Below are 21,439 nucleotides of genomic sequence, written 5' to 3'. Positions count from 1 at the left end.
TACTGCGGCGACGGTGCTTCGCCTACCCCAGCACGGATCAGGCGGCGGCCTCGAACCGATCGGCGAACAGCGCCTTCAGGTCCTTCTTGAGGATCTTGCCATTGGCGTTGCGCGGGAGCGTCTCGGGCACGAAGCGGATCGCGACGGGGGTCTTGAAGATCGCCAGCCGGGCCTTGACCCATTGCTGCAGCTCCGCCTCGGTCGCGGTCTTGCCCGCGGCGAGATGAACGACCGCGACGGGTTCCTCGCCCAGGGTACGATGCGGCACGCCGATCAGCGCGCAGTCGGTCACCGCCGGGTGCGCGTAGAGGACGTTCTCGACCTCGGACGAATAGATGTTCTCCCCGCCGCGGATGATCATGTCCTTCGCGCGGTCGACGATATAGACGAACCCCTCCTCGTCCACCCGCGCGAGGTCTCCGGTGCGGACCCAGCCGTCGACGAACGTCTCGGCGGTCGCCTCGGGCTTGTTCCAATAGCCCTTCACGATCATCGCCCCGCGCGCCCACAATTCGCCGACCTCGCCGATGGGAAGTTCCTGCTCGCCCGCTTCGTCCATGATGCGGAGATCCGCGACCGCGACCGGCGGCCCCGCACTGGTCGGGCGGTTGAGATAATCCTCCCCCGCATGACTGGTGACGGTCGCCATCGTCTCGGTCATCCCCCAGCCGTTGCCGGGCAGCGCGCCGAATTCGGTATAGATCCGCTTGACCAGCTCGGGCGCGGACGGCGCGCCGCCATAAGCGATCGCCTCGAGCGACGAGAGATCGTAGCGTGACCGGTCGGGATGTTCGAGGATCTGCCACGCGATCGTCGGCACGCCCCCGGTCATATGGACGCGCTCGGTCTCGATCAGCTCCATCGCGCGCACGGTGTCCCACTTTCGCATGAAGACGAGCGTATTGCCTGCCGCGATCGACCCCATCATCGTCGCCGAGCAAGCGGTGACGTGGAACAAAGGGATCACCATCAGCAGCGTCTTGGGCGTGGGCTCGGGCGGCATCTCGCCGCGCCGCAAGCTCGCGCGCGCGGAGGAATAGGCCGCCGACAGGATGTTGGTCGTCAGATTGCGATGCGACCCCAAAGCCCCCTTGGGCGCGCCGGTCGTGCCGCTGGTGTAGAAGATCGTGGCGGGATCATCGGGCGCGACCGCCACCTCCGGCCACACCGGCTCGGGGAGCGCGGCATAATCATGCGGCGTGCCGATCAGATCCTCCAGCCGCTCGGCATTCCCGCCAAGCGGCGTCGATGCGCGCGCGACGATGATCGTCTCCAGCGCCGGGAAATCGACGCCATGCTCGATTAGCCGCCGATACCGCTCGTCATCGACGAACAGCATCCGGCATCCCGAATCGGCGATCCCGTACGCCAGTTCCCCCGCGGTCCACCACGCGTTGAGCGGCACCACGATCGCGCCCACGCTCGCTGCCGCAAAGAAGATCACCGGCCATTCGGGCAGATTGCGCATCGCCAGCCCGATCCGGTCCCCCTTCGTCACGCCGCGCGCAAGCAAAGCCTGCGCCAGCGCCGCAACCGCGCGCGCATTGGCGTCATACGTGACGCGCTCGTCCTCATACACCGTGAACACCCGCTCCCCATGCGCCCGCGACGCCGCCGCCAGCCAGCCGAGCGAGGGCGGCGCATGCTTCCAGACGCGAGTCGGGACACCCTCGACGGCGACCGTCTCCATCTCGAACTTCGTCCCCGCGGCGGTCAGCGCGGCAGCGACATCGGCGAGCGTCATCCGGGGCCAGGCCGGGTCCAGCGCGACAAGCGGTTGCATATCCAAGACGACTCTCTCCTGACGGCGCGCGGACCCGAAGTTGAAGGTCGGGTTTGCCGCGTGATCCTGTTTCGCACAGGTTAGTGTTGATTTGCGCGCCACTCAAGGCAATAGGGTGGCAAGCGTTTCGAATGGGGGGTATGGAAGCCGAGATGAACATCGCGTCACCCGTATCCGGCCGATTCGACACCCGCCGCCTGGCGGCGATCGATGCTTTCCTGCAGGATCGCTATCTCGACACGGGCAAGCTTCCGCATGCGCAGATCCTTATCGCGCAAGCCGGCGAGATCGCACATTTTTCCTCGCTCGGCCCGGCCCGCGAGGGAGAAGCAGCACAGATCGACGAACGCTCGCTGTTCCGCATCGCGAGCATGACCAAGCCGGTCACTTCGGTCGCGTTCATGATGCTCGTGGAGGAGGGCCGGGTCGCGCTCGACACGCCAGTCCACCACGTCCTCCCCGAGTTCAAGGGGGTCGGCGTCTATGCCGGTGGCGGTGGCGGCGCGCCGTTCCAGATTCGCCCGACCGCCGAGCCAATGCGCATGATCGACCTGCTGCGCCACACCGCGGGCCTCACCTACGGCTTCCAGAACCGCACCAACATCGACGCCGCGCACCGCGAGCTCCGGCTCGAAAGCTGGCACGGCAATCACGACCTCGACGGCTTCATCGCCGCGCTCGCCAAGCTGCCGCTCGAATTCTCGCCGGGCGACGCGTGGAATTACTCGGTCGCGACCGACGTCCTCGGCGCGGTCGTCCAGCGCGTGTCGGGCGTGCCGCTCGAGACCTTCGTCCGCGACCGCATCTTCGCGCCGCTCGGGATGGACAACACTTTCTTCCACGTCCCCGAGGACAAGATCGACCGGCTGACCGACTGCTACACCTTAGTCCCCGGCAAGGGCCGCATCCTTTACGACCGGGGGGCTGCCAGCGCGTGGAGCCGTGCGCCGAAACTCGTGTCCGGCGGCGGCGGGCTGGTCTCGACGGCGCTCGACTATCACCGCTTCTGCTCGATGTTGCTCAACGGCGGCGAACTTGAGGGTGCCCGCATCCTCGGGCGCAAGACGGTCGACCTGATGACGATGAACCACCTCCCCGGTGGATCGGACCTGTCGAAAATGTCCAAATCGCTGTTCAGCGAGGCGGCCAATGCCGGGACGGGCTTCGGCCTCGGCTTCGCAGTCAACATCGACGTTGCGCGCTCGATGATCCCCGGGTCGGTCGGCGAATATTATTGGGGCGGGATGTTCTCGACCGCCTTCTTCATCGATCCGGTCGAGCAACTGCACATGGTATTTATGACGCAGCTGTCGCCGTCCAGCCTCTACCCAATCCGCCGTGAGTTGAAGACGTTGATCTACAGTGCGTTGACCTAAACCTTTCCCTTCCCCGGCGAAGGCCGGGGCCCAGGAGCGCCACCTGAGTTGGTGGGCGCTGCGCCAAGTTACAAAAACCTCCGCGACTGGGCCCCGGCCTTCGCCGGGGAAGAAACAGGAGAAGACGATGACCGGCCCGATCACCACCCAGCTCCACGACGACGTCCTCGTCATCATCTCGAACAACCCGCCCGTAAACGCGCTCGGCGCTTCCGTTCGGCAGGGCCTCGAAGCCGGGATCAAGGAAGGTCTCGCCAACCCGCAGGTCAAGGCGATGGTGATCCGTTGCGACGGCCGCACCTTCTTTGCGGGCGCGGACATCACCGAATTCGGCAAACCGATGCAGGAGCCCGGCCTCCCGACGGTGGTCGACATGATCGAAGCATCCGACAAGCCCGTCGTCGCCGCGATCCACGGCACCGCGCTCGGCGGCGGGTGCGAGGTGACGCTCGGCTGCCATTATCGCATCGCCGTCCCGAGCGCGAAGATCGGCACCCCCGAGGTCAAGCTCGGCCTTCTCCCCGGCGCGGGCGGAACGCAACGCCTGCCGCGCATCGCGGGCGTCAAACTCGCGCTCGAACTCACCGCCAAGGGCGACCCGATCCCCGCCAAGCTCGCGCTTTCCGCCGGACTGATCGACAGACTTGCCAATGAAGACAGCCTCGAAGCCGACGCGATTGCCTTCGCGCGCGAAGTCGCCGACACCAAGCCCCTTCCCCGCGCGCGCGACAAGGTCGCAGCAGCAGACCCCGAAGCCGTCGCCCAGTTCAAGAAGGATAACGCCAAGCGCTTCCGCGGCTTCGACGCCCCCGCCGCCAACATCGCCTGCGTCGAGAAAGCGACCGACGGATCGAGCTTCGACGAGGGCATCGCGTTCGAGCGGCAGGAATTCATGAAGCTGATGATGGGGGTGCAATCCGCAGCCCAGCGCCACATCTTCTTCGCCGAACGTCAGGCCGCCAAGATCGACGGCATCGATCCAACGATTCCGCTCCGCGAGATCAAGCGCGTCGGCGTGATCGGCGCGGGCACGATGGGCGGCGGCATCTCGATGAACTTCCTGTCGGCGGGCATCCCCGTGACGATCGTCGAAATGGCGCAGGAAGCGCTCGACCGTGGCGCGGGGACGATCCGCAAGAATTACGAAGCCTCCGCCGCCAAGGGCCGCCTGAAGCCCGAGCAGGTCGAAGCCGCGATGTGCGCGCTCACCCCGACGCTCGATTTCGATGCGCTCGCGGACTGCGATCTGATCATCGAGGCGGTATATGAGGACATGGCCGTCAAGAAGGACATCTTCGCGCGGCTCGACACGATCGCCAAGCCCGGCGCGATCCTAGCGTCCAACACCTCCTATCTCGACGTGGACGAGATCGCGGCGGCCACCAACCGCCCCGGCGACGTGCTCGGCATGCACTTCTTCTCGCCTGCCAACGTGATGAAACTGCTCGAAGTCGTCCGCGGCGCACAGACCGACGACGATGTGCTCGCGACCGTGATGGCGCTGTCTAAGACGATCCGGAAGGTCGCCGTGGTCGCGGGCGTGTGCGACGGGTTCATCGGCAACCGGATGCTCAAGCCCCGCCAGGTCGAGGCGATGAAGCTGCTTATGGAAGGTGCCACGCCCGAGCAGATCGACAAGGTCCATGTCGCGTTCGGGATGCCGATGGGTCCGTTCCAGATGAGCGACCTCGCGGGCGTCGACATCGGCTGGCACCGCGACCCCACCCGCATCGAGAACATCCGCGACGCGCTCGCCGCCGAAGGTCGCTGGGGGCAGAAGACCGGCAAGGGCTTCTACGATTACGACGAGAAACGGAACCCTACGCCTTCCGCGCGGGTCGCCGAGATCATCGAGGATTTCCGCTCGAAATCGAACCTGCAGAAGCGCGAGATCAGCGACCAGGAGATCGTCGAGAAGACGCTCTACACGATGGTCAACGAAGGCGCGCTGATCCTCGAGGAGAAGATGGCGCAGCGCGCGAGCGATATCGATGTGGTGTGGATCTACGGCTACGGCTGGCCGGTCTATCGCGGCGGGCCGATGTTCTGGGCGGATACCGAGGGGCTGAAGACGATCGTCGCGGGGCTGGAGAAGCACGGGTTCGCGGTGGCGGAACTGCTGAAGTCGAAAGCTGAGAGCGGTGGCCGGTTCAATGGGTAACGCACTTTCTTCTCCCTCTCCCCGCTTGCGGGGAGAGGGCAAGCGAGGCGCAGCCGAAGCGCGGGAGAGGGGCAGTACAGAGAGGTCGCTCTGCTGTACTGCCCCTCTCCCCGGCCCTCTCCCCGCAAGCGGGGAGAGGGAGAAGTAATGCGCACCGCCCTCCAGACCGCCGCCGCCATCCGCAGCGGTGAAACCACCGCGCTCGCAGAATGCGAAGCCGCCATCACCCGCATCGAATCCGGCGACACCACTATAAACGCAGTCGTAGTCCGCGATTTCGACCGCGCCCGCGAAGCCGCGTGTGCCATCGACACCGCCCCCAAGAACGACACCCGCCCCCTCCTAGGCGTCCCCATGACGGTCAAGGAAAGCTTCGACGTCGCCGGTCTCGTCACCTGCTGGGGCTTCGAAGAACACGCCGACTTCACAGCAACCGAAGACGCCGTCCAGGTCACCCGCCTCAAGCAAGCGGGCGCGGTCATCCTCGGCAAGACCAACATCCCCGTCGCGCTCGCCGACCTGCAAACCAACAACCCGGTCTACGGCCGCACCCGCAACCCGCTCGACGAGACCCGAGTCCCCGGCGGCTCCTCGGGCGGTGCCGCCGCAGCGCTGGCGGCTGGGTTTGTGCCGATCGAGATCGGCTCGGACATCGGCGGATCGATCCGCCTCCCCGCAGCCTTCTGCGGCGTCTGGGGCCACAAGCCGACTTACAACGCGCTGTCATCCTTCGGCCATAACTTCCCGAGAACACAGAGTTGTGGCGTGGCGCTCAACGTAGTTGGCCCGCTCGCCCGCGACGCGGACGACCTCGAAACGCTGTTCAACGTCATGGGCGGCGACGCGCTCGCCAGACCCGCCCCGCGCGGCCCCGGCGACTGGCGCATCCTGCTCCTCCCCGAACACCCACTCGCCAAGTCCCAGACCTCGATCCAGGCCGCGATCGCCGCCGTCGGCACCGCCTTCCGGTCAGCGGGCGCGCAGGTCGACGACGCCAGCGCACTCCTGCCCGATCTCGTCGCGCAGCACGGCGCATACATCCACATGCTCGTCGTCGCGATGGCGCGCGGCGCGCCGATGGACGGCGGGCAGCCGCTCGCCCTCCCCGACTGGTTCACGCTGATCGACGCGCAGGCCAAATGCCGCCGCGACTGGGCGCGACTGTTCACACACTATGACGCGGTGATCGCGCCGATCTGGGGCACCACCGGCTACCCCCACGACGACACCCCGCTGATGACCCGCATTACCGCGATCGACGGGCTCGACACCCCCGCCGGGCTTCAGATGGCCTATCCCGGTCTAGCCACCTTCCCGATGCTCCCCGCGACGAGCGTCCGGATCGGGACCGACCCCGACGGCCTGCCGATCGGGGTGCAGGTGATCGCCGACTATAACCGCGACTTTACCGCGATCGCCGTGGCGCGCGCGGCGCACGAACTGGTGAGGAGTTGACCCAATGATGCAGGATATCGACACATTCCGCCTCGAAACGCGCGCATGGCTGGAGGCAAATTGCCCGCCCGAAATGCGCCAGCCCGTCCGTTCCGAGAAGGACGCCTGCTGGGGCGGTCGCAACCCGGATTTCCAGCCCGGCCAGAAAGAATGGATGGACGCGATGGCATTGCGCGGCTGGACCGTGCCCGACTGGCCCGCGGCCTATGGCGGTGGCGGACTGTCGCCCGCGGAAACCAAGGTGCTGCGCGAAGAGATGGCCGCAATCAAGGCGCGCAACCCACTCAATTCGTTCGGCATTTCCATGCTCGGACCGGCGCTGCTCAAATATGGCACCGAGGAACAGAAACTTGATTATCTCCCCAAGATCGCGCGCGGAGAAATCCGCTGGTGCCAGGGGTATAGCGAGCCCAACGCCGGCTCGGACCTCGCCTCGCTCGCGACGTCGGCGGAGGATGCGGGCGACCATTATGTGATCAACGGCCAGAAGGTCTGGACCTCCTACGCCGACAAGGCCGACTGGATCTTCTGCCTCGTCCGCACGTCCAAGGACTCCAAGCAGGGCGGGATCAGCTTCGTCCTGTTCGACATGGCGAGCGAAGGCGTGTCGACCAAGCCGATCCTGCTGATCTCGGGCTATTCCCCGTTCTGCGAGACCTTCTTCGATAATGTGCAGGTGCCCAAGTCGCAGCGCATCCATGAGGAGAGCAAGGGCTGGGACGTCGCCAAATATCTGCTCGGTCACGAACGCGAGATGATCTCCGGCATGGGCCTCGCAAGTTCCGGCGGCAACCCACTGATCGAAGGCGCAATTGCGACGGTCGGCCTCGACCATGAAGGCCGCCTCGCTGACCCCCTCCTGCGTGCAACGATCGCCATGTTCGAAGTCCGCGCGAAGGCGTTCGGGGCGATGTCCGAACGCTTCATCGATGAACTCAAAGCCGGCCGCGCCCACCCCGCGCAGCCATCGATGATGAAATACTACGGCACCGAGCTGAACAAGAGCCGCCACGAACTCCAGATGGCGGCAGGCGGCTCCGACGCGCTCGAATGGGAGAGCGAAGCCTCGGGGGGCGGTCGCGAGGCACGCGCCTGGCTGCGCACCAAGGCGAATTCGATCGAGGGCGGGACCAGCGAGGTCCAGCTCAACATCATCGCCAAACGCATCCTGGAATTGCCGGCCTGATTCTCCCTCTCCCGCTTCGCGGGAGGGGGTGGCCGAGCGAAGCGAACGTCGGGAGAGGGCAGAAACGCGGACGGTAGCGTCCGGAACAGCCCCTCTCCCCGACCCTCTCCCCACCGGGGAGAGGGAGAAGAAGGAAGAACAATGCCGCTGTATCTCAACGAAGACCAAACCGCCCTCCAGGACACGATCCGCGATTTCGTCGCGGAGCAGGCCCCCGTCAGCCACATGCGCGGCTTGCGCGACGCAGACGACGCAACCGGCTTCAGCCGCGACCTGTGGCGCAGTTTCGCCGAAATGGGCTTCACCGGCATCCTGATCGATGAGGCGGACGGCGGCCTCGGGCTCGGCCATGTCGAGGCGGGCGTCGTGCTGGAAGAGATCGGCCGCAACCTGTCGCCCTCCCCCTTCCTCACGACCGCCGTCGCCGCGGTCACGGCGCTCAAGGGCAGCGCGCACGCTGCACGCTGGTTCCCCGGCATCCTGAGCGGCGAAACCGTCGCCGCGCTCGCGATCGACGAGGGCGCCAAACACCGCGACACCGTCACGCTGACCGCCGAACGATCGGGCAACGGCTTCAAGCTTTCGGGCAAAAAGCAGTTCGTCACGCATGGCCACGTCGCCGACCTGCTGATCGTCGCCGCACGCACCGCCGGCAGCGCTTCCGATGCCGAAGGCGTAACGCTGTTCGCGATCCCGAAGGACGCGGCGAACCTGACCGCCACCCCCGAACGCCTCGCTGATGCCAGCATCGCGGCGCGGCTCGAATTCGACGGCGTCGAGGTCGATGCCGACGCGGTGATCGGCGACGTCGACGGCGGGCGCACTCCGCTCGACCGCCTGCTCCGCGCAGGCCGGACGGGCGCGTCGGCCGAGTTGCTCGGCGTCGGCGGCGGCGCGATGGACATGACGGTGGGCTACCTCAAGGAGCGCAAGCAGTTCGGCATGCTGATCGGCAGTTTCCAGGCCCTCCAGCACCGCGCGGCGCATCTCTATTCCGAGATGGAAGTTGCGCGGGCGGCGGTGCTCAAGGCGCAGCAGCTTCTCGATGCGGGCAGCGCGCATGCCGACGAAGCGGTGTCGGTCGCCAAGGCGATGACAGCGCTCGCGACCACCTTGTCGGTGCAGGAGGGTGTCCAGATGCACGGCGGGATCGGGATGACCGACGAATATGACATCGGCTTCTACATGAAGCGCGCGCGCGTGCTGGCGGAGATGTTCGGCGATGCGAATTTCCACGCGGACCGGATCGCGCGGGCGGCTGGATACTGAGCGCGCCCCTTGCCAAACTAAGCTTCCCCGGCGAAGGCCGGGGCCCAGTCGTGAGCGGGTAATGGTAGGCGCTGCACGGCGATGACGCTGGCCTGCGCGACTGGGCCCCGGCCTTCGCCGGAGAAGTGCAAGAGAGTGACGAGCTGATGACCGACCCCCAATTCGACGCAGCCCGGCTCGCCCAGGATCTGATCAAACTGCTCGATGTCGAGGAGATCGACACCGACCTCTATCGTGGCCCACGCGGCAACGACGGGTTCGGGCGCGTATTCGGCGGACAAGTGATCGCCCAGGCGCTCCAGGCAGCGCAAAGGTCGACCGATGCCCCCAAGGCCGCGCATTCGCTCCACGCCTATTTCATGCGACCCGGCGCGGAGGATCACCCGATCCTCTACCGCGTCGTCCGCGATTTCGACGGCAAGAGCTTCTCGACCCGCCGGGTGATCGCGACGCAGCGCGGGGTGCCGATCCTCAACCTCGCCTGCTCGCTACAAGTGCCCGAGGATGGCCTCGCGCATCAGGACGCGATGCCCGACGTCCCCCCGCCCGAGGATCTGACCAACGACCGCGACCTTCGGCTCGCGATGATCGATCGGATCCCTGAACGATATCGTACGATGTTCCTCCGCCCGCGGATGGTCGAGATCCGCCCGGTCTCGCCCCGCAGCTGGCTCGATCCGGTTCCGCACGCGCCGTTCCAGAACAGCTGGTTCCGCGTCGTCGCGCCGATCGGCGACGACCCGGCGATGCACCGCGCGATCCTGGCCTATGCGTCGGACATGTCGCTGCTCGGCACCGCGACGCTGCCGCACGGCGTCAACTGGATGATGAACAAGCTCCAGACCGCGAGCCTCGACCATTCGCTGTGGCTCCACGAGGATTTCCGCGCGGACGAATGGCTGCTCTACGCTTGCGACAGCCCATGGGCGGGTCACGCACGCGGGTTCAATCGCGGCAAGATCTTCGCGCGTGACGGCCGGCTGGTGGCGAGTGTCGCACAGGAAGGCCTTATCCGCCTCCGGGAATAGCTGGGGGGAATAGGCGCGCGGAACACCGGACGGATCGGCAGGTTATCATCGGCGTACCGTTGTATGGAGTATCCGATGTCCGAAGCGCTCAAGCCCCCCGTCGCCTTCACCCCCAATGTCGAGACGACCACCGAAGACGAAAGCGAAACATCGCAGGGCCTGAACAAGGCGCTGCACGACATCCTCGAGACAACGTCCGAAAACTACGGCCATGCCGTTCGGTCGGTCCATGCAAAAAGCCACGGGCTGCTCGAAGGCACGCTGACGATCAACGACAATCTGCCCGCCGAGCTCGCGCAGGGCGTCTTCGCCACGCCGGGCGACCATCCTGTCGTAATGCGCTTCTCGACCAACCCGGGCGATATCCTGGACGATTCGATCTCGGTGCCGCGCGGACTTGCGTTCAAGCTGCTCGACGTTGTGGGCGATCGCCTGCCGGGCTCGGAGAGCGAGACGACGCAGGATTTCATCATGATCAACGGCCCCGCGTTCGCGACCCCCAACGCCAAGCCGTTCCTCGCCAACCTCAAGCTGCTCGCCAAGACCACCGACAAGGCGGAGGGTGCAAAGAAGGTCCTGTCCGCGGTCCTGCGCGGAACCGAAGCGGCGCTGGAGGCGATCGGCTTGCCCAGCCCTGCGTTGCAGACGCTTGGCGGCGCGCCCAACGTCCACCCGCTTGGCGAGACCTATTATAGCGCAACGCCGTTCCGGTTCGGCAGCTATATCGCCAAGTTCTCGCTCGCCCCGGTGTCTGGCAATCTGACCGCGCACACCAAGGAAAAGGTCGACACGCACAACCGGCCCGATGCGTTGCGCGAGGAAATCAACGCGGTGATGACGGCCGGTGACGCCATGTGGGAGCTTCGCGTGCAATTGTGCCGCGACCTCGAAACCATGCCGATCGAGAAAGCCGATGCGGTCTGGGACGAGGCGGAAAGCCCCTACACCACGGTCGCGACGATCCGCGTAGCGGCGCAGCCAAGCTGGACCGCCGATCGCGCCAAGGCGATCGACGACGGGATGCGGTTCAGCGTGTGGACCGGGCTCGCCGCCCATCAGCCGCTCGGCCAGGTCAACCGGGTGCGCAAGTCGGCGTATCAGATGTCGTCGGACTTCCGGGCCGACTTCAACCGCTGCCCGATCCACGAACCCAAGGCACTGCCCGCACTCGACTGATCAGACCGCGGTCTTGCCATATTCCTGCTTGGTGACGGGGTGGCTGCTCGACAGCCCCCCGTCGACCGCGATCGCTTGGCCGTTGACGTAGCTTGCGGCATCCGATGCGAGGAAGGCCGCGACTTCGGCGAGTTCTTCGGGTTGGGCACCGCGCCGAAGCGGATTGAGCCGCCCGACCCGGTCGATCTTCCCCGCCTCGCGCGCATAGTCGAACGTCGGTTTGGTCATGCCGGTTTCGGTAAGCCCCGGGCAGATCGCGTTGACCCGCACGTTCGATCCCGACAACTGCTGCGCAGAAACCATCGCCAGGTTGATGACCCCCGCCTTGGAAGCGGAATACGCCGGTGACCCGGCGCCCGAACGGATTCCCGCAACGCTCGCAGTCAGCACGATTGCGCCGCCGCCACGCTCGGCGATTCTGGGGGCGGCATGTTTGATCGCCAGGAACGGACCGATCAGGTTCACCCGCAACACCTCGGTAATCAGCGCGACATCGGTATCGAACAGGTTCGCCATCCCGCCGGAGATGCCTGCGTTGGCGAACATGATGTCGAGCCCGCCGTAATATTCGCACGCAACCTGTACCGCGCGGACGATATCCGCCTCGTCGCCTGCATCGATCTGGATAGCGTGCGCCGTACCCCCGGCCTTATCGATCAGCGCCGCGGTCTCATGCACCGTATCGCTTTGGTCGGCGACGAGCACCGATCCCCCCTCGCGCGCGAACAGCAACGCGGTGGCGCGGCCAATGCCGGACCCTGCCCCGGTGACGATGATCGACTTGCCCGTGAAACGCTGTGTCATGTGCTGCTCCCCCTAAATCGTCACGCCACCGTCGAGCACGATCGTCTGCCCGGTCATGAAGCTGCTCGCCTGGCTAGCAAGGAAGACGACCGCGCCCGCGATCTCCTCCGGCTCGCCGATCCGCCGCAGCGGTACGGTCTTGTTCGCGGCTTCGATCCGTTCGGGATCTTCCCACAAGGCGCGCGCGAAATCGGTCTTGATCAGCCCCGGCGCGATGCAATTGACGCGAACGTTGTCCGGCCCGAATTCATGCGCGAGATTGCGCGCAAGCTGCATGTCGGCAGCCTTGGAAATGCAATAGGCGCCGATCAGCGTCGACCCCCGCAAGCCGCCGATCGACGACACGATGATGATCGATCCGGCGCGCCGTTCGCGCATTTCGGGGGCGACCATCGTGATCAGCCAGTGGTTGGAGACGATGTTATTGTCGAGGATCTTGCGAAACTGATCGTCGGCAATCCCGGCTTGCGGGCCGTAATAGGGGTTGGAGGCTGCATTGCAGACGAGCACGTCGATCTGCCCGAATGCGGTGCGCGTCGCATCGACGAGCCGCTGCAGACCCGCCTTGTCGGAGATGTTCGCCGCCACCGCAATCGCAGTGCCCTCGCCGAAACGTGCGTTGATTTCCGCTGCGACCACATCACACGCGTCCTGCTTGCGGCTGGAGATGACGACCTTCGCGCCGTGTTCAGCGAGTTCGCAAACACTCGCCTTGCCGATCCCGCGTGAGGAACCGGTCACGATGGCGACTTTGCCGGTCAAATCGAATTGAGACATGCGTCTTCTCCTCCCCTCCCGCTTGCGGGAGGGGTCGGGGGAGGGCTTGTCCGCAAGCGCTCCCCTCAATCCCCTCCCCTAACCCCTCCCGCAAGCGGGAGGGGGATATGCTAAGCCCCCGCCTTCACCGCAAATTCCCACGCAGCATCGGCTAGCCGATACACCCCAGCCGCCGACTTCTCGGCCTGCGCGCTCGACGCCGTACCCTCGACGATCCGCTTCTTGATCCCCTGAACGATGCCGGTCAGCCGGAAGAGATTGTACGAGAAATACCAGTTGAGGTCGGGCACCCCATCCCGCCCGGTCGCGGCACAATAGCGTGCGACCATCTCGTCGATCGTCGGGATGCCAGTCGCAGGCCCGGTATGGCCAAGCACACCCGAACGCCCCTCGGGCGCGGTCACCCAGCTCATCAGGAAATAGCTGAAGTCGGCGAGCGGATCACCCAGCGTCGACAGCTCCCAGTCAAGCAACGCGATCACGCGTGGCTCGGTCTTGTGGAAGATCATATTGTCGATGCGGTAATCGCCGTGGACGATCGACGTGCGCGTCTGCGGCGGCACGGTACGCCCGAGATAGTCGATCAACCGCTCGACCGTCTCCATCCGCTCGGTTTCGGACGCGCAATATTGCTTGGTCCAGCGGGCGACCTGCCGCTCGAAGTAATTGCCGGGACGTCCGTAATCGCCGAGGCCCGCGGCCTCGTGATCAGTCGTGTGCAGCGCCGCCAGCGTATCGCACATCGCATTGTAAATGTCGGTCCGCTCGGAGGGCGCAAAACCGGGGAGCGTCCCGTCCCACAGGTTACGCCCATCCGCGAACCCCATGACGTAAAACTCGGTCCCGATCACCGCCGGATTGGTGCACAGCCCATAAGGCCGCGCGACCGGAAAGCCGGTCGGGTACAGTCCGTCAATCACGCGATACTCGCGGTCGACCGCATGGGCGGAAGGAAGCAGATTGCCCAACGGCTTGCGCCGCAGGACATAGTCGCCCGAGCCAGCGGAAATCTTGAACGTAGGGTTGGATTGCCCGCCCGAGAATTTGGCATAGGTCAGCGGGCTTTCGAACCCGGCGACGTTCGCCACCATCCACGCGGTCAGCCGATCCTCGTCGAGCCGGTCCTTGTCGGGAACCGCCATCGTCTGCGGGGCAAAGTCGGTCATGCGAATTCGATCACCGAGCGAACGGTGTCCCCGCTGCGCAGCTTGGCCAGAGCGTCGTTGACGTTCTCCAGTCGAATCCGTTCGGCAACCATCGTGTCGAGGTCGAGCTTGCCGTCGAGATACAGCCGGACGAGGCGCGGCATGTCGATCGGGAAGCGCGTCGACCCCAGCAGCGAGCCTTGCAGCTTCTTGCCGGTCAGGAAGGTCGGCCCGGGAATCTTCACCTCATTGCCCGGCGCGATCATGCCGAGGATCGTCGCGGTCCCGCCGCGCCGCAGGATCGTCCAGGCGAGTTCGGCGGTGTTGGACCGCCCGACCGCCTCGATCGCATAGTGCACCCCGCCCCCGGTCAACGCCGCGACCTGCTTCGCCAGATCCGGCGCATTCGCATCGAAGCTGTGCGTCGCGCCGAGTTTCTCCGCAAACGCGCGCTTCTCGGCGACCGGGTCGATCGCGAGGATCATGCCTGCCCCCGCGATCTTTGCGGCGTTGATCGCAGCGAGCCCGATCCCACCGCACCCGATCACCGCGACGGTTTCGCCGGGCCGCAACTGGCTGTCGTTGAAGATCGATCCCGCACCGGTGATGACCGCACAACCGAGTAGAGCCGCCCGGTCGAGCGGCATCGCCTTGTCGATCGCGACGCAGGCGTTTTCGTGGACGAGCATCATCTCGGCAAAGGCGGACAGATTGAGGAACGGCGCGAGCGGTGTCCCGTCCGCAAGGCTGAGCCGCGGGTCCGCGCCCTTGGGCCGACGGGTCGACGGATCGACACACAACGATGGCCGTCCCGTCACGCACATCTCGCACGCCCCGCAGAACACCGTGAAGAAGGTGACGACGTGATCCCCCACCTTCAGATGCGCGACGTCCGATCCGACCGCCTCCACGATCCCGGCGGCTTCGTGGCCGGGAACCGTCGGCATCGGATGCGGGAACGCCCCATCGACGAAGTGCAGGTCGGATCGGCACACCCCGCACGCGACGGTGCGGATCAATACTTCGCGTGGCGCCGGGTCGGCGACGCGGATATCCTCGATGACGAGGTCGGTGTTGGGGGCGTGGAGGACGGCGGCTTTCATATCTTCTCCCTCTCCCGCTTGCGGAAGAGGACCGGGGAGAGGGCAGTCTCTCCACATCGGCCCATGTCTCTTGTGTTAGCGGACTGCCCCTCTCCCCGACCCTCTCCCCGCAGGCGGGGAGAGGGAGTATGTCAGCGCCGCACCGCATCCTTCGCCGTCACCGCTGCGGGCAGATCGGCGTATTTGCCGAACTCGTTGCGCGCGATCGCCCGGTTGTGGACTTCATCCGGCCCGTCGGCGAAACGCAACGTGCGCAGCGCCGCCCAATCATGCGCGAGGTGGAAGTCCCCTGATACCCCGCCGCCGCCATGCGCCTGAACTGCGTCGTCGAGGATCTGGAGCGCCATGTTGGGGGCCTGCACCTTGATCATCGCGATCTCGAGCTGCGCGGACTTGTTGCCCGCCTTGTCCATCATGTCCGCGGCCTTGAGGCACAGCAGCCGGGTCATCTCGATGTCGATCCGTGCCTTGGCAATGCGCTGCTCCCACACCGACTGGTCGGCGATCCGCTTGCCGAACGCGACACGGCTCAGCAGCCGCTTGGCCATGGCTTCGATCCCGGTCTCGGCAACGCCGATCGTGCGCATGCAATGATGAATCCGGCCCGGCCCGAGGCGCCCCTGTGCGATCTCGAACCCGCGGCCTTCGCCGAGCAGGATGTTCTCGGCGGGCACGCGGACGTTCTCGAGCACCACTTCGCCGTGGCCGTGCGGCGCATGGTCATAGCCATAGACCGACAGCATCCGCTTGATCGTCACGCCGGGCGTGTCCATCGGCACCAGGATCATGCTCTGCTGGCTGTGGCGCGAGGCATCAGGGTTGGTCTTGCCCATCGTGATCGCGACCTTGCAGCGCGGATCACCGACGCCGGACGACCACCATTTGGTGCCGTTGATGACATACTCGTCCCCGTCGCGGACGATCGACGTCTCGATGTTGGTCGCATCCGAAGAGGCAACCGCCGGTTCGGTCATCAGGAAGGCCGAGCGAATCTCGCCGTGCATCAGCGGCCGCAGCCAGCGATCCTTCTGCTCGCGCGTACCGTAGCGATGGAACACTTCCATGTTGCCGGTGTCCGGTGCCGAACAGTTGAAACACTCGCTTGCCCAGCCGACCTTGCCCATCTCCTCGGCGCATAACGCATATTCGAGATTGCTGAGTTGGGTGCCTTCGAACTCGAACGTGTCGTCGACGTGGTTCTGCCCGGAATGCGGAGGCATGAAGAAATTCCACAGACCAGCGGCCTTGGTCTTCTCCTTCACCTCTTCGATCACCGGAATAACCTTCCAGCGCTCGCCTTCATGCGCCTGCGCGTCATATTCGGACTGGCGCGGGCGGATCTGTTCGTCGATGAAGCTCTTCACGCGATCCCGGAAATAGGTTTCGCGTTCGGTGAAGCTGAAGTCCATCGCGTCTCTCCAAGGGTGGCCGTTTGCGGCCTTCACCGGCGTTGGGTATACCGTACCGGGTTTTCGGTAAAGCCGCTTCGAGCGGGAAATTGCGGCCCAAAGCGGTCAGTCGAAAAAGGACTGTTTCTTCTAAAAGATGTTGGTAAGGTTTCCGGCATGGAGGAAACAGCTATCGAACAGACCGCCGAAGCGGCGGATCCCGGCACCAGCACCAAGCGATTCCGCGCCAAGCGCGATGCGATCCTGGCCGCTGCGGCGGAAGCGATCAACGAACAGAGCGCCAAGGGCATGACCTTCGCCGATGTCGCGCGCCGGGTCGGGCTCAATACAACGAGCGTCACTTACTATTTCAAGCGCAAGGAGGACCTTGCCGCCGCGTGTTTCGAACAGACGCTCGAACGGCTTCAGGCGATGCTCGACGAATCGCTCGCCGAAGCGACGCCACGCGACCGCGTCGCACGCTATCTCGCGCTTAATTTCGAACGATTGGCCGCAATCCAGCGGGGTGAGGAGACCGCGTTCGCGATTCTGTCCGATCTCCGCGCGATGGAGGAACCCGTGCTGGGCCGCCTGATGACAGGCTGGCGCGAAGTCTTCCGAAAGACCCGCAGCCTGTGGGGCACCGCCACAACACGCGCCCAGACCGACCTGTTCGGCGCACGCGCGCACGTCCTGCTGGAGAATACGTTCTGGTTGCCGATCTGGCTGGTGCGCTACGAACCCGATCAATTTGCCCGGGTCGAGGAACGCCTGATGGACGTTTTCGCGCACGGCATCGCCGCGCCCAAGGCGCGTTGGGATCCCGAGCTGATCGACCTCGCGCATGACGAACCCGAGCCCGGGCGCGAGGCTTTCCTGCTTGCGGCGACCCGGCTGATCAACGAACTCGGCTATCGCGGCGCGTCGGTTCAGCGGATCGCGTCGCAATTGAACGTCACCAAGGGCAGTTTCTACCATCACCTTGATGCCAAGGACGACCTAGTGCTCGCCTGCTACAAGCGCAGCCTCGACACGATCGCCGACGCGCAGCATCTCGCCGACGAACGCGGCGGGTCGCAATGGGATCGGCTTTCGGGGACGATTGCGACACTGCTCGACGTCCAATTCTCCGAACGCGGGCCCTTGTTGCGCACGACCGCCTTGTCCGGGCTCCCGGCCGAGGGACGGCGCGAGATGGTCGATCGCTCCAACCGCATCGCGCGTCGCTATGCGGGGACGATCAGCGACGGCGTCGCCGAAGCGTCGATCCGTGCGGTCGATCCGCTGATCGCGGCACAGGCACTGATGGCATTGCAGAATGCCGCGTTCGACATGCGGAAGTGGGCTGGCACGATGCCACGCGACCGCGCGATCGCTTATTATGCATCCACCATCGTGTTCGGATTGTTCGATGATCGCGTGCTGAACACATAACCTACCCCCCCATCCTACGCTTCCCCGGCGAAGGCCGGGGCCCAGGAGCGATGGACGTGCCAGGCGGACGCAGCGTTCGACAACGATCGTTCCGCCCCTGGGCCCCGGCCTCCGCCGGGGAAGCGGACCAGACCGGGGAAGCAAGTAAGACAGTCAACGGAGTATCTCATGGCCGACATGGCGCGTTTCGATTGGGCCGACCCCTTCTTCCTCGACGACCAGCTCGAGGACGACGAACGCATGATCCGCGACACCGCGCGGGCTTATGCGCAGGACAAGCTCGCCCCCCGGATCGTCGACGCGTTCCAGAACGAAACGACCGACCCGGAGATCTTCCGAGAGATGGGCGCGCTCGGCCTGCTCGGCCCGACCGTGCCCGAGGAATATGGCGGCGTCGGCGCGTCCTATGTCGCTTACGGCCTCGTCGCCCGCGAGGTGGAGCGGATCGACTCGGGCTACCGCTCGATGATGTCGGTCCAGTCGAGCCTCGTGATGTACCCGATCCTCGCTTATGGTTCGGAAGAGCAGAAGCACAAGTATCTGCCCAAGCTCGCGACGGGCGAGTGGATCGGCTGCTTCGGTCTGACCGAACCCGATGCGGGGTCCGACCCCGGCGGCATGACGACGCGCGCGAAGAAGGTCGATGGCGGCTATCTGCTGTCGGGCGCGAAGACGTGGATTTCCAATTCGCCGATTGCCGACGTCTTCGTCATCTGGGCAAAGTCGGACGCGCATGGCGACGGCATCCGCGGCTTCATCGTCGAGAAGGGTGCGAAGGGCCTGTCCGCGCCGAAGATCGAGGGCAAGCTCAGCTTGCGCGCATCGATCACCGGCATGATCCTGATGGACGAGATCGAACTGAGCGAAGACGCGCTGCTGCCGAACGTGCAGGGCCTGAAGGGTCCGTTCGGTTGCCTCAACCGCGCACGCTACGGGATCAGTTGGGGGTCGCTCGGTGCGGCGGAGTTCTGTTTCCATGCGGCGCGGCAATACGGGCTCGATCGCAACCAATTCGGCACCCCGCTGGCGGGCCGGCAGCTCTTCCAGAAGAAGCTCGCCGACATGGAGACCGAAATCGCGCTCGGGCTGCAGGCGAGCCTTCGGGTCGGGCGGTTGATGGACCAGGGCCGGTTCGCGCCGGAAATGATCTCGATCGTCAAGCGCAACAACGTCGGCAAGGCGCTCGATATCGCACGGATGGCGCGCGACATGCACGGCGGCAACGGCATCTCGGGCGAATATCAGGTGATGCGCCACATGATGAACCTGGAGACGGTCAACACCTATGAAGGCGCGCACGACGTCCACGCGCTGATCCTCGGGCGCGCGATCACCGGCATCGCGGCCTTCTAATGACCGCCGCCCCGCCCCTCGCCGGATTGCGCATCCTCGAGCTGGCGGGGATCGGGCCGGGGCCGTTTTGCGGGATGATGCTGGCGGACCACGGTGCCGAGGTCATCCGTGTCGAGCGCCCGTCCAGCGGCGGCCTGACCGATCCGTCGCGCGATCCCCTGCTGCGATCGCGCCGGACGATCGTGCTCGATCTGAAGCGGCCGGATGCGGTCGCCGCGGTGCGGCGGCTGGCGGGCACGTGCGACGGCCTGATCGAAGGATACCGTCCGGGGGTGATGGAGCGGCTCGGGCTCGGCCCGGATCTGTTACTCGCGGACAATCCGCGGCTGGTCTACGGGCGCATGACCGGTTGGGGGCAGACCGGCCCCCTCGCCGATACGCCCGGGCACGACATCGATTATCTCGCGATCTCAGGCACGCTCCACGCGCTCGGTGAGGCGGGGCGCAAACCGACCGCACCGATCAACCTCGCGGCGGATTTCGGCGGCGGCGGGATGATGCTCGCGTTCGGGATGCTCGCCGCGATCCTGCACGCCAAAGCGACCGGCGAGGGTCAGATCGTCGATGCCGCGATGACCGAGGGGGCGGCGGTGCTGTCCAGCATGGTTTGGGGTTTCCGCGCGATGGGGCTGTGGAACGAAGCGCGCGGCACCAACCTGCTCGACGGCGGCGCGCCCTTCTACGACACCTACGAAACCGCCGACGGCAAGTGGATCGCGGTCGGCGCAATCGAACCGCAATTCTATGCAGCCTTGCGTCGCGTCATGGCACTCGACGGGCCGGAATGGGACGGACAGTTCGCCGTGGCGCAGTGGCCACGACTAAAGATCGCGCTCGCCGAGCGGTTCCGGGAACGCTCGCGCGATGCCTGGATCGAAGCCTTCGCCGGGCATGAGGCGTGTGTCGCCCCGGTGCTCGGTTTCGACGAAGCGCTCGCCGATCCGCACAACGTCGCGCGGGGAACGTTCGTCACCAGCGGAAACGTCGTTCAACCCGCCCCCGCCCCGCGCTATTCCGCCAGCGCGACCGTTCCGCCCCGGATGGCAGGCGCGGCAGACAGCGCGGCAATCCTCCAGGAAGCGGGGTTCAGCACCGCCGAGATCGCGGCGCTGCTGTGATTTGCGCGCTCCCGGCGATCATGCGATAATTCCAGAAAAGCACAGATAGGAGACGATCCATGGCCACCGCCGCAGTCCGTACCGTGCCGATGTCCGAGGCCGAATGGGAGGCGCGCCAGCAGCTCGCCGCCTGCTACCGCGTGTTCGCGATGCTCGGCTGGTCGGAGATGATCTACAACCACATCACGCTCAAGATCCCGGGCGAGGACGGCGCATTCCTGATCAACCCGTTCGGGTTGCACTTCAGCGAAGTCACCGCCTCCAGCCTCGTCAAGATCGACATCGACGGCAACAAGCTCGACGACAGCCCCTACCCCGTCAACCGTGCCGGGTTCGTCCAGCACGCGCTGTTCCACCGCCACCTGCCCGATGCGCATTGCATCATGCATACGCACACCACCGCCGGCATGGCGGTCAGTTCGGTCGAGGGCGGGTTACGCCCGACCAACTTCTACGCGTGCAATTTCGCAGGCCAGATCGCCTATCATGATTTCGAGGGCGTCACCGTACGCGACGAGGAAGGCGCGCGTCTTTTAGAACACCTGGGAAGCAAGCGCGTCATGCTTCTCAAAAACCACGGCATTCTCGTGATGGGCCGGACCTTGCCCGAGGCGTTCATCAAGCATTGGTCGCTGCAACGCGCGTGCGAGATCCAGATCGCGACGGCGAGCATGGGGACCCCATTAAAGGTATCCCCCGAGGTGGTCGCGGTCCACCAGCGCGACCTGCACATGGCGCAGGTCCCGGGTGGCCCCGGCCAGGCCGACTTTGCCGCGATGGTACGGCTGGTCGACAAGATCGACACCGGGTGGCGCGCCTGAAGAAGGGCACGCCCGGTAAGCGGCTTCGACTTCGCTCAGCCCGAACGGGGGGCGGGTGCAAC

Annotated in this window: 17 protein-coding genes; 11 read left to right on the top strand and 6 right to left on the bottom strand. The window is 65.6% G+C overall.

Annotated features, from left to right (window positions below; all coding sequences use genetic code 11):
- Window positions 1-37 precede the first annotated feature (37 nt).
- The gene (locus ABIC17_RS07760) at window positions 38-1,783 is read right to left on the bottom strand and encodes a class I adenylate-forming enzyme family protein (RefSeq protein ID WP_354281642.1); all 1,746 of its coding nucleotides are present in this window, start codon (window positions 1,781-1,783) and stop codon (window positions 38-40) included.
- A 140-nt stretch (window positions 1,784-1,923) separates the two neighbouring features.
- Between ABIC17_RS07760 and ABIC17_RS07755 the strand changes: the two genes are divergently transcribed.
- From ABIC17_RS07755 to ABIC17_RS07725, 7 genes are all read left to right on the top strand, one after another.
- Window positions 1,924-3,159 carry a serine hydrolase domain-containing protein gene (locus ABIC17_RS07755; RefSeq protein WP_354280680.1) on the top strand — a complete coding sequence of 412 codons (1,236 nt, stop codon included), beginning with the start codon at window positions 1,924-1,926 and terminating at the stop codon, window positions 3,157-3,159.
- Window positions 3,160-3,286: 127 nt separating this feature from the next.
- Window positions 3,287-5,320 carry a 3-hydroxyacyl-CoA dehydrogenase NAD-binding domain-containing protein gene (locus ABIC17_RS07750; protein WP_354280678.1) on the top strand — a complete coding sequence of 678 codons (2,034 nt, stop codon included), beginning with the start codon at window positions 3,287-3,289 and terminating at the stop codon, window positions 5,318-5,320.
- A 147-nt stretch (window positions 5,321-5,467) separates the two neighbouring features.
- Window positions 5,468-6,775, top strand: coding sequence for an amidase family protein (locus ABIC17_RS07745; protein ID WP_354280676.1), 1,308 nt, complete (start codon window positions 5,468-5,470; stop codon window positions 6,773-6,775).
- 4 nt (window positions 6,776-6,779) lie between these two features.
- A complete protein-coding gene (locus ABIC17_RS07740; protein WP_354280674.1) occupies window positions 6,780-7,961 on the top strand; it encodes an acyl-CoA dehydrogenase family protein in 1,182 nt (393 codons plus the stop codon).
- 141 nt (window positions 7,962-8,102) lie between these two features.
- Complete coding sequence (locus tag ABIC17_RS07735) at window positions 8,103-9,230, top strand: acyl-CoA dehydrogenase family protein (protein ID WP_354280672.1); 1,128 nt, start codon at window positions 8,103-8,105, stop codon at window positions 9,228-9,230.
- Between the two features lie 146 nt (window positions 9,231-9,376).
- The gene (locus ABIC17_RS07730) at window positions 9,377-10,258 is read left to right on the top strand and encodes an acyl-CoA thioesterase (RefSeq protein WP_354280670.1); all 882 of its coding nucleotides are present in this window, start codon (window positions 9,377-9,379) and stop codon (window positions 10,256-10,258) included.
- Window positions 10,259-10,333: 75 nt separating this feature from the next.
- On the top strand, window positions 10,334-11,434 hold the full coding sequence (locus ABIC17_RS07725) for a catalase family protein (RefSeq protein WP_354280669.1): 1,101 nt from the start codon (window positions 10,334-10,336) through the stop codon (window positions 11,432-11,434).
- Here the strand turns inward: ABIC17_RS07725 and ABIC17_RS07720 are convergent, their stop codons facing one another.
- The 5 genes from ABIC17_RS07720 to ABIC17_RS07700 form a co-directional block, all read right to left on the bottom strand.
- A complete protein-coding gene (locus tag ABIC17_RS07720) occupies window positions 11,435-12,238 on the bottom strand; it encodes an SDR family NAD(P)-dependent oxidoreductase (RefSeq protein ID WP_354280667.1) in 804 nt (267 codons plus the stop codon).
- A gap of 12 nt (window positions 12,239-12,250) precedes the next feature.
- The gene (locus tag ABIC17_RS07715; protein WP_354280665.1) at window positions 12,251-13,015 is read right to left on the bottom strand and encodes an SDR family NAD(P)-dependent oxidoreductase; all 765 of its coding nucleotides are present in this window, start codon (window positions 13,013-13,015) and stop codon (window positions 12,251-12,253) included.
- 110 nt (window positions 13,016-13,125) lie between these two features.
- Window positions 13,126-14,181: a phosphotransferase family protein gene (locus ABIC17_RS07710; RefSeq protein WP_354280663.1), complete on the bottom strand. Its 1,056-nt coding sequence runs from the start codon at window positions 14,179-14,181 to the stop codon at window positions 13,126-13,128.
- Window positions 14,178-15,263 (bottom strand): Zn-dependent alcohol dehydrogenase, encoded by a 1,086-nt coding sequence (locus tag ABIC17_RS07705; RefSeq protein ID WP_354280661.1) that lies wholly within the window; start codon window positions 15,261-15,263, stop codon window positions 14,178-14,180. The genes ABIC17_RS07710 and ABIC17_RS07705 overlap by 4 nt, the downstream gene beginning before the upstream one ends.
- Window positions 15,264-15,394: 131 nt before the next feature.
- On the bottom strand, window positions 15,395-16,672 hold the full coding sequence (locus ABIC17_RS07700; RefSeq protein WP_354280660.1) for an acyl-CoA dehydrogenase family protein: 1,278 nt from the start codon (window positions 16,670-16,672) through the stop codon (window positions 15,395-15,397).
- A 156-nt stretch (window positions 16,673-16,828) separates the two neighbouring features.
- On the opposite strand from ABIC17_RS07700, the gene ABIC17_RS07695 reads away from it, so the two are divergent.
- From ABIC17_RS07695 to ABIC17_RS07680, 4 genes are all read left to right on the top strand, one after another.
- A complete protein-coding gene (locus ABIC17_RS07695; protein WP_354280658.1) occupies window positions 16,829-18,085 on the top strand; it encodes a TetR/AcrR family transcriptional regulator in 1,257 nt (418 codons plus the stop codon).
- Window positions 18,086-18,253: 168 nt separating this feature from the next.
- Window positions 18,254-19,438 (top strand): acyl-CoA dehydrogenase, encoded by a 1,185-nt coding sequence (locus ABIC17_RS07690; protein WP_354280657.1) that lies wholly within the window; start codon window positions 18,254-18,256, stop codon window positions 19,436-19,438.
- Window positions 19,438-20,556 (top strand): CaiB/BaiF CoA transferase family protein, encoded by a 1,119-nt coding sequence (locus ABIC17_RS07685; protein WP_354280655.1) that lies wholly within the window; start codon window positions 19,438-19,440, stop codon window positions 20,554-20,556. The genes ABIC17_RS07690 and ABIC17_RS07685 overlap by 1 nt, the downstream gene beginning before the upstream one ends.
- Window positions 20,557-20,615: 59 nt before the next feature.
- Window positions 20,616-21,377, top strand: a complete 762-nt coding sequence (locus ABIC17_RS07680; protein WP_354280653.1) for a class II aldolase/adducin family protein — start codon at window positions 20,616-20,618, stop codon at window positions 21,375-21,377.
- Window positions 21,378-21,439 lie beyond the last annotated feature (62 nt).

The organism is Sphingomonas sp. PvP056 (genome assembly GCF_040549155.1).
Classification (GTDB): domain Bacteria; phylum Pseudomonadota; class Alphaproteobacteria; order Sphingomonadales; family Sphingomonadaceae; genus Sphingomonas.
This window is presented reverse-complemented; position numbering and strand designations above follow the sequence as displayed.